Source organism: Micromonospora cathayae (assembly GCF_028993575.1).
GTDB classification, from domain to species: Bacteria; Actinomycetota; Actinomycetes; order Mycobacteriales; family Micromonosporaceae; genus Micromonospora; species Micromonospora cathayae.
Genome location: NZ_CP118615.1, coordinates 6,509,976 through 6,521,620 on the forward strand (window position 1 = coordinate 6,509,976; position 11,645 = coordinate 6,521,620).

The 11,645-nt window shown below is 75.4% G+C and carries 9 protein-coding genes and 1 pseudogene; 5 read left to right on the forward strand and 5 right to left on the reverse strand.

Features of this window, described 5'->3' with window-relative positions:
• Nucleotides 1-20: 20 nt before the first annotated feature.
• On the forward strand, nucleotides 21-515 hold the full coding sequence (locus PVK37_RS28585; RefSeq protein ID WP_275030921.1) for a MarR family winged helix-turn-helix transcriptional regulator: 495 nt from the start codon (nucleotides 21-23) through the stop codon (nucleotides 513-515).
• Nucleotides 516-589: 74 nt separating this feature from the next.
• Here PVK37_RS28585 and PVK37_RS28590 read toward each other — a convergent pair whose 3' ends face one another.
• The 5 genes from PVK37_RS28590 to PVK37_RS28610 form a co-directional block, all read right to left on the reverse strand.
• Nucleotides 590-988, reverse strand: coding sequence for an NUDIX hydrolase (locus PVK37_RS28590; RefSeq protein ID WP_275030922.1), 399 nt, complete (start codon nucleotides 986-988; stop codon nucleotides 590-592).
• A 121-nt stretch (nucleotides 989-1,109) separates the two neighbouring features.
• Nucleotides 1,110-4,535 carry an error-prone DNA polymerase gene (locus tag PVK37_RS28595; RefSeq protein ID WP_275030923.1) on the reverse strand — a complete coding sequence of 1,142 codons (3,426 nt, stop codon included), beginning with the start codon at nucleotides 4,533-4,535 and terminating at the stop codon, nucleotides 1,110-1,112.
• Nucleotides 4,536-4,625: 90 nt separating this feature from the next.
• Nucleotides 4,626-6,563, reverse strand: a complete 1,938-nt coding sequence (locus PVK37_RS28600; protein WP_275035261.1) for a Y-family DNA polymerase — start codon at nucleotides 6,561-6,563, stop codon at nucleotides 4,626-4,628.
• A 116-nt stretch (nucleotides 6,564-6,679) separates the two neighbouring features.
• The gene (locus PVK37_RS28605; protein ID WP_275030924.1) at nucleotides 6,680-7,414 is read right to left on the reverse strand and encodes a hypothetical protein; all 735 of its coding nucleotides are present in this window, start codon (nucleotides 7,412-7,414) and stop codon (nucleotides 6,680-6,682) included.
• Between the two features lie 259 nt (nucleotides 7,415-7,673).
• Complete coding sequence (locus tag PVK37_RS28610; RefSeq protein ID WP_275030925.1) at nucleotides 7,674-8,126, reverse strand: SAV_6107 family HEPN domain-containing protein; 453 nt, start codon at nucleotides 8,124-8,126, stop codon at nucleotides 7,674-7,676.
• A gap of 417 nt (nucleotides 8,127-8,543) precedes the next feature.
• Here PVK37_RS28610 and PVK37_RS28615 point away from each other — a divergent pair, with 417 nt between their 5' ends.
• From PVK37_RS28615 to PVK37_RS28630, 4 genes and pseudogenes are all read left to right on the forward strand, one after another.
• Entirely contained in the window at nucleotides 8,544-9,602 is a 1,059-nt protein-coding gene (locus PVK37_RS28615) for an EamA family transporter (protein WP_275030926.1), read from the forward strand.
• A 61-nt stretch (nucleotides 9,603-9,663) separates the two neighbouring features.
• On the forward strand, nucleotides 9,664-10,152 hold the full coding sequence (locus PVK37_RS28620) for a YbaK/EbsC family protein (RefSeq protein WP_275030927.1): 489 nt from the start codon (nucleotides 9,664-9,666) through the stop codon (nucleotides 10,150-10,152).
• Complete coding sequence (locus tag PVK37_RS28625; protein ID WP_275030928.1) at nucleotides 10,149-10,907, forward strand: monooxygenase; 759 nt, start codon at nucleotides 10,149-10,151, stop codon at nucleotides 10,905-10,907. The genes PVK37_RS28620 and PVK37_RS28625 overlap by 4 nt, the downstream gene beginning before the upstream one ends.
• Nucleotides 10,904-11,449: pseudogene (locus PVK37_RS28630) on the forward strand (GNAT family N-acetyltransferase); the annotation flags it as partial. The gene PVK37_RS28625 and the pseudogene PVK37_RS28630, both read left to right, overlap by 4 nt.
• Between the last annotated feature and the right edge of the window lie 196 nt (nucleotides 11,450-11,645).

Below are 11,645 nucleotides of genomic sequence, written 5' to 3' on the forward strand. Positions count from 1 at the left end.
GGTGAAGTTATGCTCGACGGATGGAGGACACCCGGGAGCCGCACTGGCTGGACGAGGAACAGCAACAGACCTGGATAGCCCTGGTCGGCGTGATGATCCGGCTGCCCGGCGCGCTCGACGCCCAACTGCGGGGCGACGCGGGAATCAGCCACTTCGAGTACCAGGTGCTGTCCGGGCTGTCGATGGCCCCCGAGCGGACACTGCGGATGAGCCGGCTGGCCGCCTTCACCGAGGGCTCGCTGTCCCGGCTGTCGCAGGTCGTCGCCAAGCTGGAGAAGCGCGACTACGTACGGCGCACACCCGATCCCGCCGACGGGCGCTACACCCTCGCCACCCTCACCGACGCCGGCTGGGACAAGGTCGTCGCCACCGCACCCGGCCACGTCGCCGAGGTCCGCCGCCTGGTCTTCGACCCGCTCACCAAGGCCCAGCAGCGACAACTGCGCGACATCGGCCAGCGGATCATGGGAGCCGTCGACCCGGGCGGCCGCTGCCCCGGCGACCACACCCGCTGACCACCGGACGGTAACCGGCTCCGGTGCGCGGCGGTCGCCGTCGGCCAGCGGGCCTGCTCCACCGTTGACGTTTCTCAGCGCATGCGCGCGGTCTCGTGTAGGTGATCGAAGATGATCTGGTCGACCGGGGAGACCCGGTGGCGGTCGGCGTGGGTGAGCCAGGCCATCTCCTCGATCTCGCTGCTGGGCTGCAGGACGCCTTGGTAGTCGGCGGTGTAGCAGGTCATGCGAACCATCGTCCCGTTGGGGTGACCATGGGCTTGGGCGTGGAAGGTTCCGACGTGCTCGACGGTGTCGGGAGCGATGGCCACGCTGAGTTCTTCCTGGATCTCGCGGACGAGGGTGTCGAGGTCGCCTTCGCCTGGTTCGCGCTTGCCGCCCGGGATGTAGTAGACGTCCTTGCCGCGCGACCGGGAGCTGAGGATCGCGCCGTTCTCCAGGTGGATCCACGCGATCTTGTCGATGATGGTCATGCTTGACGCTCCCTGGGGCTTGTCGGGGTGGCTACCGGCCACACCGGCTGGACGCTCGACCAGTTGGCCGTTGATGAAGGTAGCGCCAGGGCGGGGCCTGGGTCGATGGACGCACCAGCGGTCAGCGGAAGTCCCGGGAGGCCGGGGTGACCGGCGGGGTGATCGCGTCCAACCGGTCGGCGGTCAGGCTGGTCACCCCCTCGTGCCGGTGCAGGATGCCCCGCACCACCAGGGCACTGCTGGTCCGCGCCACCCGCCGGTAGCGCTGCCACAACCCCGGTGAACAGGTCACGTTGAGCATGCCGGTCTCGTCCTCCAGGTTCAGGAAGGTCACCCCGCCGGCCGTCGCCGGTCGCTGCCGGTGGGTGACGATCCCGCCGACCCGGACCCGCTGCCCCGGCTCGACCCGCCCCAGCCGGGCGATCGGTACCGCGCCGAACGCGTCCAACCGGTCCCGCAGGAACCGGGCCGGGTGGCTCTCCGGGGACAGCCCGGTGGCCCACACGTCGGCGACCAGGCGGTCCACCGCGTCCATCCCGGGCAGGGTGGGGGCGGACGCGCCGGTCACCGTGCCGGGCAGCCGGCCGGGCCGGTCCTGGGCCGCCGCGCCGGCCGCCCACAGCGCCTGCCGCCGGCTCAGCCCGAAACAGGCGAAGGCGTCCGCGGTGGCCAGCGCCTCGAGCTGGGCGGCGGTCAGACCGACCCGCCGGGCCAGGTCCGACATGTCCCGGTACGCCCCGTGGGCCACCCGCTCGGCCTCGATCCGCTCGGCCAGCCCGTCGCCGAGGGTACGCACCCCCGACAGTCCGAGCCGAACCGCCGGACCGCCCAGCCCCCAGGCGTGCGGCGGCTCCCCCGGCGCGCTCCCCCACCGGGTGGCCGGGGTGGACTCCAGGGTGGCCTTCGCGCCGCTGGCGTTGACGTCCGGCCGGCGCACCTCGACCCCGTGCCGGCGGGCGTCCTCGACCAGGGTCTGCGGCGAGTAGAACCCCATCGGCTGGGCGTTGAGCAGGGCGGCCAGGAACGGGCCGGGGTGGTAACGCTTCAACCAGGAACTGGCGTACACCAGGTAGGCGAAGCTCATCGCGTGGCTCTCCGGGAAGCCGTAGCTGGCGAACGCGGAGAGCTTGCGGTAGACGTCGTCGGCCAGCTCACCGGTGATGCCCCGTTCGGCCATCCCGGCGTACAGCCGCTCGGCGATCCGGGCCATCCGCTCCGCCGACCGTTTCGCCCCCATCGCCCGGCGCAACTGGTCCGCCCCGGCCGCGTCGAACCCGGCCAGGTCGATGGCGAGCTGCATCAACTGCTCCTGGAACAGCGGCACGCCGAGGGTCTTCTCCAACGCGTTACGCATCAACGGGTGCGGGTACGTCACCGGCTCCTGGCCGTTGCGCCGCCGGATGTACGGGTGCACCGAGCCGCCCTGGATCGGGCCGGGCCGGATCAGCGCCACCTCCACCACCAGGTCGTAGAACTCGCGGGGCTTCAGCCTCGGCAGGGTGGCCATCTGGGCGCGGCTCTCCACCTGGAACACCCCCACCGAGTCGGCCCGGCAGAGCATGTCGTACACCTCGGGGTCGTCCAGCGACATGTCGCCCAGGTCCAGGCTCTCCCCGATCAGGTCGTACCCGTAGTGCAGGGCCGACAGCATGCCCAGCCCGAGCAGGTCGAACTTGACCAGACCGACCGCGGCGCAGTCGTCCTTGTCCCACTGGAGCACGCTGCGGCCGGGCATCCGGCCCCACTCCACCGGGCACACCTCGATCACCGGGCGGTCGCAGATCACCATGCCACCGGAGTGGATGCCCAGGTGCCGGGGGAAGGTCTGGAGTTCGTTGGCGTACGCCACCACCTGCTCGGGGATGCCCTCGACGTCCACCGTGGCGACCGTGCCCCAGCGGTCGATCTGCTTGCTCCAGGCGTCCTGCTGACCGGGTGAGAAACCGAACGCCTTCGCCACGTCCCGCACCGCCGACCGGGGCCGGTACGAGATGACGTTGGCGACCTGGGCGGTGTGCTCCCGGCCGTACCGGGCGTAGACGTGCTGGATGACCTCCTCGCGCCGGTCCGACTCGATGTCCACGTCGATGTCGGGTGGGCCGTCGCGTTCCGGGGCGAGGAACCGTTCGAACAGCAGCCGGTGCCGGACGGCGTCCACGTTGGTGATCCGCAGCGCGTAGCAGACCGCCGAGTTGGCCGCCGAACCCCGCCCCTGGCAGTAGATGTCCTGCTGGCGGCAGAACGTGACGATGTCGTAGACCACCAGGAAGTAGCCGGGGAACCCGAGCGTCTCGATCATGTCCAGCTCGTGGTCGAGCTGCGCGTACGCCTCGGGATGCGCCTCGGGCGGGCCGTAGCGGTCCCGCGCGCCCTGCGCGGTCAGGTGCCGCAGCCAGCTCATCTCGGTGTGCCCGGCCGGCACCGGGTACGCCGGCAGTCGCGGCGCGACCAGTTGCAGGTCGAACGCCAGTTCCCGGCCGAACTCGGCGGCCCGCGCCACCGCGCCCGGGTAGGCGGCGAACCGGGCGGCCATCTCCGCCCCGCTGCGCAGGTGCGCGGTGCCGGCGGCGGGCAGCCAGCCGTCGATCTCGTCCAGGCTGCGCCGGGCCCGGACGGCGGCCAGCGCGGTCGCCAGTCGACGCCGCCCCGGCGTGGCGTAGTGCACGTTGTTGGTGGCGACGGTGGGCAGGCCGGCGGCGGCGGCCAGCTCGGTCAGGGCGTCGTTGCGGTCGGCGTCGACCGGATGGCCGTGGTCGGTCAGTTCCACCGCCACCGTCTCCGCCCCGAACAGGGCGGTCAACCGGTCCAGCTCCCGGGCGGCGGCGTCCACCCCATCGGTGAGCAGCGCCGCCGGCACGTGCCCCTTGCGGCAGCCGGTGAGCACCAGCACGTGGTCACGCAGTTCCTCGGCGACCTGTTCCAGCTCGCCGTAGACCGGGCGGCCCTTCTCGCCGCCGCGCAACTGGGCGCGGGAGATGGTGGTGGCGAGCCGGGCGTACCCCTCGGGGCCGTGCGCGAGCAGCAGCAGGTGCCGCCCGTACGGGTCCGGTTCGCCGTTCTGCGGGCCGGGCAGGTCGAGGGAGAGTTCCGCGCCGACCACGGTGGGCAGCCGCAGGGCGCGGGCCGCCTCGGCGAACCGGACCACCCCGTAGAAGCCGTCGTGGTCGGTGACGGCGAGCGCGGTGAGCCCGAGCCGGGCCGCCTCCTCGGCCAACTCCTCGGGGTGGCTGGCCCCGTCGAGGAAACTGAAGTTGCTGTGCGCGTGCAACTCGGCGTAGGGCACCACGTCGTCGGGGCGGGGCAGGTCGGGGGCGGTGTAGTGCTGACGGCTGCGGCTCCACGCCGGGGAGTCACCGCCGTCGGCGTCGACCGCCAGGGGATCCACCACGTACGGATCCCCCGTGGACGGCTCCACCACGTGCAGGTGCCGCCGCTCCCCCGCCCGTCCGTCGTCGGTCCGGCCGTCCCCCGGCCGACCGTTCGCCGGCCGGCCGGAGAGCACCCGTTCCAGCTCCCCCCAGGGCACCCCCGGATTGTGGAAACTCACCGGGCCATCCCGCCACCCATGACGATCGTGGTGGGCTCGTGCCCCGGGAGGGGCCGGAATCCACCACGGTCCGTCCGACGGTCCCGGGGCTCAGTCATAGATCGCCTCCACCAGCCAGCAGCCGGACTCGACGGCCAGCAGTACGGCGGTACCGTCGGCCAGCCGCATCTGGAACCGGGCCCGCCGACGGGCCTCGGCCGGCGCCCACCAGCGCTCGTCGACCGGCCACGGCCCGGCCCAGCCGACGATCTCCACCGGCCGGGCGGTGTCGACGGTCAACCGGGCCGGTGGCGCGGTGAGCTGGAGCCGGGCGCTCACCCCGACCGGCTCACCGGCCGCGTCGTGCACGGTCGCCGCCAAGGGCTCCGGCAGCACCACGGCCGGCGCGGGCGGCGGCAGCCGCCCGGGCCACGGCGGCACCACCGACGCCCCCGCCCGCCCGCCGGCACCGACCCGCGTCGACCGACCGGAACCCGTCCGTACCGGACCACCGGGCCCTGCCCCGGACCACGCCGGACCGCCGGCCCCGGCCCGCGCCGGACCGCCGTCCCCGGCCACCGCCGGACCGCCGGCCCCGGCCCGCGCCGGACCGCCGTCCCGCGCCACCGCTGGACCGGACGCGGACCACGCCGGACCGCCGGATCCGGAGCCGGCCACCGCCGGACCGCCAGACCCGGGCAACGCCGGACCACCGGAGCCGGCCACCGCCGGACCGCCCGGGCCGGACCGCAGCCGGTCGTCCGGGTGGGATGCGGCGGTGCCCTGCGGAGCCGTCTCGGCAGGCGGCGGGACGGCGGCGGGCCAGTGCGGGTCGCCGGGACGGTCGGGGGTGCGCTCGTCACCCCACGGCACCAGGCGTACCTGGTCGGCGGGGGACCGGCCGCCACCGAGCACCGCGGTCACCACCGACTCCGGCCCGAGGATGCCCTGCACCCGGCTCAACGCCCGGTGCGCCCGTTCCCGCTCCTCCCCGGTGGCCCCCCAGAGCCCGGGTTGCAGGCCGACCTGGGCGAGCACCCCGTCCGGGACCAGCCGTAGCCGGACGATGCCGGCGGTCGGCCGGCTCGGCCAGGCGCGCCCACCGGGACGGCCGGTGCCACCGGTGAGCCAACCGTCGAGCTGCCAGCGGAGCCGGTCGGCGATGGCGGTGGCGGTGAGCAACCCGTCGTGCCGCCAGACCCGGTGCAGTTCCTGGCCGTGCGCGGTGACCGCCTCGATCCCGAGCCGGGTGCAGGCCAGGCCGTACCCGGTCAGCCGGTCGTGCAGCCGCCCGGCCAGCGTGCGGGCGGCGAACGCGGCGGCGTCGACACGGTCGATCGGCTCGTCGTAGTCGGCGGTGACGGTCAGGTCGGCCGGGGGTCGGCGGACGGCGAGCGGCCGATGGTCCCGTCCGGCGGCCAACCGGTGGGCCAGGGCCGCGTCGAACCCGAAGCGGGCCAGTACGTCCCCGGCGGGGAGCGCGGCGAAGTCGCCCAGCGTACGGATGCCGAGCCGACGTAGCAGGTCGGCCAGGGCGGGCCGGCCGAGCGCCTCGACCGGCAGGTCGGCGAGGAATCCCGGCGTGCCACCCGGGGCCACCACCTGACCGGTGCGGGCGGCGAGCCCGGCGGCGAACACGCCGTCCGCGATGCCGACCTGGCTCTCCACCGCGCACGCCTGGGCGACGTGTTCGATGATCTGCTCGGCTGCCGCCTCCTCGCCGCCCAGGTACCGGGCCGGCCCCCGGGCGGCCATCGCGCAGGCCCCGGGCCGGACCACCTCCACCCCGGCGACGAGCTGCTCGACCGCGGCGACCACCGGCTCGAAGGCCCGGGTGTCCCGGGCGGGGTCGTACTCGACCACGGTCAACCGGGGGCAGCGTCCCTGCGCCTCCCGTTTGCGCAGACCCCGGCGGATCCCGTCGGCCCGGGCTCGTTCCGAGCAGGCGACCACCCGGTTGGCGTGCAGGACGGCGACCGGCCCGGTGGCGGGCACCCCGTCGACGATCTCGGCGGCGATCACCGGCCAGTCCGGGCACCAGAGCAGCAGGGTCCGGGTGGCGCGGGACGGACCGGTCGGCCCCGCACCGGCACCGGCGTCCGCCCCCGGGCCGGGACGCCGGGGGGACGGCCCTGCCGGGGTGGCGGGGGTGTCGGCGGCTGGTGTCACGCCGAACCCACCAGGGTCAACACCCGCCCCGGGGACGCCCCGGACGTGACCGGGCGATGCGCCGTCCGGGGGATGACCCGGGTGAGGTCGTCACCGGGGAGCCATACCTTGATCTCCTTCGGTCGGCTGGCCGCGCCGCGTCCCCGCGCGGAGACGGTGACCTCGCGTCGGCGGAGCCGCCCCCGCCCCGGCCCGAGCCCCTCCCATCCGCCCCGGACCACCTGCAACGTGACGTCGGCCCCATCCCAGCGGCCGTACGGGACGAGCACGCAGCCACGCTGCCGGGCCCGGGCGGCCAACCGGCTGGCGACCGAGGCGGTGACCGCGGCCGGAACCGCGGTGACCACCACGTCCACCCCGTCGATCAGGGCGGCGACGACGGTCGCCCATTCCGGGCCGGGTCGGGGCACCAGGGCGAGCCGGTCCAGTGCGATACCGGCCTCGGCAGCCGCGACCGCGCCGAAGGCCGGCACCCCGACCACGGCGCACCACGAACCGGCCCGGGACGCCTCGGCGAGCAGCGCCAGCAGCAGGGACGTCCCACCGCTGCGCCGGGGCTGACCGGTGCTGACCGAGATCGTGCTGCCCCGACGCAGCCCCCGGTCAGGTAGCAGGCCGGTGAGTTCGGGCCGCAGCGGCAGCACCCGGTGGGCACCCGCCGGATCGGGTGCGCTGGCCGGCCGGACCAGGTCGGCCAGCGCGGCGGAACCGACCACCATTCGGCCCGCCATGGACAAGCCCCCCCGTCGTGTCGTGTCGTACCGGATCAAGCGCGGTGTGCAGTCGGCCGACCCGGCCGTGGCGTGGCCGGGTCGGTGGGTGGTGTGGCCAGGCCGACGTGGCCGGAGCCGGCATGGTCGGGCCGGGTGGACGGAGTGGCCACGCCGGGTCGTCGCGGCTGGCGTACGGGTGGGAGGGCCCGGCCCGGCCGGTCAGCGCGCCGGCATGGCCGGCGGGGTCGACGGGCTGACCGGTCAGCTGGTGGGTCGGTCAGGCGGCGGCGAGTCCGTCGAGGACCGGTTGGTGTGCCACACCGAGCGTCACCTCCACCACCGCCACGAACTGTTCGGCGGCACGGAGCAGATCGTCGGCCTCACGGGCGGTCACCACCCGGGGGATGCCCGCCTCGGCGGCAGCCCGCTTGCTGGCCCCGACGGCGAAGAAGCTGGCCCACTCGCCCAGCTCGGGGGCGACCCCGGCGAGCAGGACCCAGACGCTGGTGATCCGGTTGCGCCGGGTGGGCGCGGGGCGGGCGCGGGCGGCCAGCAGAGCCGCCGCCGCACGCAGCGCCGCGAGGTGCGCGGCGGCGTAGCGCAGGCCGTCGGGACGGGTCTGCGCGGCTTCGGCCAGCCCGCGTCGGGCCACGGCGAGCAGCTGGGCCGGGGTGCGGTGCGGCAGCACGTGCGCGGGCACCGTGGGTGCCGGTGCCGGATGGGACGGCATGGACTGTCTCCTCCGCGTCGCCGGGACGGCCGGGCCACCGACGGCGGACGTGGAGCCCGCCCGGCGGCACGGCCGGGGTCGAGGTGGTGCGGAGGAAGACGCACCCGGTGCGGCCGGCCGGGTGTGGACGCTTCCCCACACCACACCCGGCCGGCTTGACCGGCGGGTTCGTCGTCCGCCGCCCGGGGGTCGTGGGCGGCGGACGACGATCCTGCCTGACGGGACCGGGCTCGCGACTGCCCGGTGCCCGGTGCGGTCCGCGGAACCGCACCTCCCCGGGAGTGGAGCCGCGAAACACCCCTCCCGGGCCGGTGGGAACCGGCGCCCGACTCAATCGAACACCCGTTCTAACCACTGCTGACAGTACACCCTGCCGCCGGCGAAAACGCAACGTGTGACACGACGTAGCCTCGCAGGGTGATCCCGCCCCGCCCTGCCCTCGGTGTCGTCATGGTGCTCGCCTCCGGAGCACTGTTCGCGGTCAACGGCACCGTCTCCAAACTGGTGCTCCGCGCCGGCATCGACGCGCCGCAACTGACCCTGCTGCGCGCGGCCGGCGCGTTCACCGCGCTGCTGGTGCTGAGCGCGCTGCTACGGCCCGGACCGCGTCGGCTGCGGGCCACCGCCGGGCAGATTCCGCTGCTGGTCGGGTACGGACTGACCGGGTTCTTCCTGGTCCCGATGCTCTACTTCGTCGCCATCTCGCGGCTGCCGGTCGGCATCGGCCTGCTGTTCGAGTACTCCGCCCCGCTGCTGGTCGCCCTCTGGGCCCGGTTCGGCCAGCGGCAGCCGGTCCGGTCCCGGCTCTGGGCCGGCCTGGCGCTGAGCCTCGCCGGGCTGGCCTGCGTCGCCGAGGTCTGGGGCGAGCCGAAGCTCGACGGCCTGGGGGTGCTGGCCGGGCTCGGGGCCGCCTTCTTCCTCGCCTGCTACTACGTGCTCGGCGCGCGCGGGGTCGAGGGACGGGACACCATCTCGCTCTGCACCTGGGCGTTCGGCGCCGCCGCCGTGGCCGGCCTGCTCACCCGGGCGTTCATCGGGGTCGGTGACTGGACGCCGCTGGCCGGTACCAGCCAGGGCGTGCCGGTCGCGCTGCTGCTCGGGTACGTGGTGCTGCTCGGCTCGGTCGTGCCGTACCTGCTGGTGGCCGGGGCGATGCGGCACCTGCCGGCGACCAGCGTCGGGATCGTCGGCATGGTGGAGCCGGTGCTCGCCTCGGCGGTCGCCTGGGTGGTCATCGGCGCGGGCGAGGCACTCAACGTCGCCCAGCTCGGCGGGGGTGCGCTGGTACTGCTCGGGGTCGCGCTGGCCGAGACGGCCCGGGTCGCCCCCACCCGGCCCTCCCCGGACGGGCCCGGCGGCTCACCGGACGGGCCCGACGGCCGGTCCGGCCCCGCCACCGTCGGGCAGCCCGGTCCGCCCGACGCGATCGCCGTGATCCCCACCGGACGACCCGACGCCGCCGGGCCGCTCCCCTGACCGACCTGCGGCGGTACGGCCGGCTGAACGGGGTCGGCGCGGACCGGGGAGAATGGTCCGCATGCAGCCACACCCCAACGTGCAGGCGGTACAGGACGCGCTCGACGCCGCCAAGGCCCGGGACGGTTCCGGTGGGCCGTCCGGTGTCCATCTGCTCCCGGACGCGGTGCACACCGCCGCGGCGGCGGCCGAGGCGCTCGGCGTGCCGGTGGGAGCGATCGCCAACTCGCTGGTCTTCGACGCCGACGGCGCGCCGCTGCTGGTGCTCACCTCCGGCGCGCACCGGGTGGACACCGCCGGGCTGGCCGCCACGCTCGGTGTCACCCGGCTACGCCGGGCCAGCCCGGAGTTCGTCCGCACCCACACCGGCCAGGTGATCGGCGGGGTCGCCCCGCTCGGCCACCCCACGCCGCTGCGCACCCTGGTGGACACCGCGCTGGCCGGGTACGCCGAGGTCTGGGCGGCCGGCGGGGTGCCCCGGGCGGTCTTCCCGAGCACGTACGCGGAGCTGCTGCGGATCACCGCCGGCACCCCGGCCGAGGTGGCGTGACCGGCCCGACCGCCGGCTCGGCGCCCGTACCCGAGCTGGTCACCCTGCACGTGTGGCGGGTCGGCCGGGCCGACCTGCCCCGGGTGCTGCCCCGGATGGCGGTCGGCCCACGTCGGCTGCGGGCCACCGCCGGGGTGCGCTTCGCCAAGCTGCTCGGCACCGGTACCGGCACCGGATTCGGCCCGGACGACGTCGACGTGACCCGCTGGGCGGCGCTGACCGTGTGGGATTCCGCCGACGCGGCGGCCGGGTTCGACGGCTCCCCGGTCGGCCGGTCCTGGGCCCGGATCGCCCGGTCCACCTGCCGGCTGGACCTGCGGCCGGTGACCAGCCGGGGCGAATGGTCCGGCCGACGGCCGTTCGGCGACCCGACCGGCGGCCGGGTGGACGGTCCGGTGCTGGCGTTGACCCGGGCCCGGTTGCGGACCCGCCGGGCGGTCACCTTCTGGCGGGCGGTCCCCCCGGTGGCCGCCGCGCTGCACGACGCGCCCGGCCTGCTCGCCCGGTTCGGGGTGGGCGAGGCCCCGCTCGGCTGGCAGGGCACGGTCAGTGTGTGGCGCGACCCGGCGAGCCTGGTCGGGTTCGCGTACCGTCACCCGGAGCACCGGGCCGCGATCGCCCGTACCCCCACCGAGGGCTGGTACGCGGAGGAGCTGTTCGCCCGGTTCGAGGTGCGCGCCGTGGTCGGCGACCGAACGGTGCTGGGCTGGACCGGTGACCACGACACGGAGACGGTGGAGGGCGGACGCGCATGAGGTTGGTGCGATGGACCCCGGACGATCTGGTCCGGCGGCTGGACGACGTGGTCGCCGTCTACGGCGAGGCGATGGGGTACCGTCCGGACCTGCTGGAGTCCCGGCGCGGCTACATCGCCACCCACGTCCGCCGGCCGGGGTTCCGGGCGGTCGCCAGCCTGACCAGCGAGGGTCACCTGGCCGGCTTCGGGTACGGCTACCTGGGCGCGCCCGGCCAGTGGTGGCACGACCAGGTCAACCGGGCGCTGGATGCGGCCCAGCGGCGGATCTGGCTGACCCACTGCTTCGAGGTGGTGGAGCTGCACGTCCGGCCGACCGCCCAGGGGCACGGTCTCGGCGCGGGGCAGCTGCGGGTGCTGCTCGCCATGGCCGAGGGGAGCACCACCCTGCTGTCCACGCCGGAGGCCGACGAGCAGCGGTCCCGGGCCTGGCGGCTGTACCGCCGGTTCGGCTTCGTCGACATCCTGCGCGACTTCCACTTTCCCGGTGACGAACGCGCGTTCGGGGTGCTCGGTCGGAGCCTTCCGCTGCCGCCGCCCGCTGGCCCCACCGGCCCGGCCGCCTCCTCCCCGACAGCGTCCACCGGGCCAGCCGTGTCCGCCGGCCCGGCCGCCTCCTCCGGGTCAGCGGCGGCCACCAGACCGGCGGCGTCCACCGGCCCGGCCGTCTCCGGCCCGCAACCGTCGTGACCGGCGCACCGTACGCCCCGGCCGGCACCGCCACGCGTCGCCCCGCCGG